Raw genomic sequence first — 1916 nt, forward strand, 5'->3', positions numbered from 1 at the left:
CGAATCGCTCGGTGTCGATCCGGGCACGACCGTGGTCGTCACGCGCGATCAGGTCAAGCACGCCAAACCCGATCCCGATCTCTTCATCGCGGCGGCCGAACGTCTCGGTGTATCGATCGAGACCGCTGTCGTGGTGGGCGACAGTGTCTGGGATATGCTCGCGGCCCGCCGTTGCCGCGCGCTCGGTGTCGGCTTGCTATCGGGCGGGTATGGGACCGAGGAACTCGAAAAAGCCGGCGCGCTGCGCGTCTATGAGGACCCAGCCGACTTGCTCGCGCATCTGGATGAAGTGGCTGCGCGCCCGTAATCGAAGATCGGACGTCCCACCGAAAGCTTCACTCGCCCCTGATCGGCCACACCGCGCAGACGGCGAACTGCCCGTTGCGGTGGTCTGTATCGAACTGTCGAACGCGAGCGAATAACGATAGTAGCGGTCTCCTTGCCGCACGGCGTGCGCAAATTCGCTTTCGGCCGCCCGGCTTCGCACCGCGCGCCTTGTGCTGGCGAGCCGCGGCTACACTCGCCGCAGTGCATTCAGGAGGGCTCATCCATGACCGGCGTCGGACCCGTGAACAGCGACGGCGCCCGCCGGGCGGTGAATAGCGACAATCAGGACGGAAGTCCCGTCGATTCTGGCCCGCACAGCGAAGCTCATGGTGCTTCCAAACGAGAATCGTTGACGCCGGGCGGACGCCCTCCGCCGGCGCGGCAAGCGGGGCACCACACGCGGGTTGCGTTCCGCCATCCTCGAACAGACGGAGCGGCGTCCGCCGACCCGCCGGGTCCGCCGTACGAGGAACTCGCACAGCCTACTTATTCGCATGCAACGCTCGAACATCTCGTTTCTCTCGCGGGCGAATCGAATCGTCCAACAGCCGCGCGCGTCCTGCACGACAATCGCGAATGGTTGGAGCGAAGGGGCTACCGGGCAATCGATATCCAATCGCTCATGCCATGCGCCGACCTCGAGGAAATCGTCGGCGCGATGCGCCAGTACGACGAAGCGCTTCGTCATGCAGGGTTCACCAGCACCGGGATCGCGGACGCGGCCCGGCATACAGCCGGTGCCGGTTCGATCGAGGCCCTCGCGCGCCACCAGGCGCAGCTCGTCCATGAGCTGGGATATACGCCCGCTCAACTTTCCCGGTACGCGTCCATCTATGGCCCTGAGCTGATCGAACTGCTCGCCCGCCGTCCAGCGCTGACGACGAAATCCGAAGGCCCACTGGGAATCAGCCAAGTGATCTCGGAACTCGAGGACGGTACTTCGGGACGGATGTTGGAAGCGTTGTATGCGAGGGCTTCCGAGCTTTCGGGAGAACGCTCTGAATCGCCGCCGTTGCCGTAGGCAAGGAACGCTACGGCTTTTTACCTTTTGCCACCGCGCCGCGTACTTCGAAGCGAACCGTATCGGCGCTCGATCCGTCCGCGTCGACGAGTTCGAGCACATGGCGGCCCGGCCACGGCAGCCACGTCAAGCGGTCGCCATGGCCCAGCATCTTGCCATCGAGCCGCCACACGCTCGCCTCGGAGGCCCCGCGCGCACGTTCGAAAACGATGCGCTGCCGTGCGGGGGGAATATCGGGATCGAGCGCGAACAGCGTTCCGTCGGTGGGCGAGTTGATGCGAGCCGCGCCGTTCGCGCCAGGCACATCGCGCGATACACCACGCCGCGCCTCCATTGCGTGTATGGCGGCCTCACCCGCCGATCCAGCATTCGCCGCCAGATCGACCACCGGCATCTGCGTTCCGCTGATGAACCATTCGTCGCGAGCGGGCTCGATATTGCGCTCGAAGCTCACGCGCGCTTGCACGACGCCTTTCGGCGGACGAGGCGCCGCGCTCGGAACCCGTCGATGCAAATACCCGACAATCGCCGCCCAGATCGGCGAAGCGCCCGTCACACCGGATACGTC

2 protein-coding genes and 1 pseudogene are annotated in these 1916 nt (G+C 65.3%); 2 read left to right on the forward strand and 1 reads right to left on the reverse strand.

All coding sequences use genetic code 11. The features are described from left to right. Both VGL01_RS24910 and VGL01_RS24915 read left to right on the forward strand, forming a co-directional pair. Positions 1 to 307, forward strand: a 307-nt coding sequence (locus tag VGL01_RS24910; protein WP_331574165.1) for an HAD-IA family hydrolase, incomplete at its 5' end; no start/stop codon positions are given. Positions 308 to 949: 642 nt separating this feature from the next. Continuing rightward, on the forward strand, positions 950 to 1348 hold the full coding sequence (locus VGL01_RS24915; protein ID WP_331574167.1) for a hypothetical protein: 399 nt from the start codon (positions 950 to 952) through the stop codon (positions 1346 to 1348). Positions 1349 to 1358: 10 nt separating this feature from the next. Here the strand turns inward: VGL01_RS24915 and VGL01_RS24920 are convergent. Then, positions 1359 to 1916 (reverse strand): annotated as a pseudogene (locus VGL01_RS24920) (penicillin-binding protein 1C); the annotation flags it as partial.

The sequence above is a fragment of the Trinickia sp. genome, from assembly GCF_036503415.1.
GTDB lineage: Bacteria > Pseudomonadota > Gammaproteobacteria > Burkholderiales > Burkholderiaceae > Trinickia.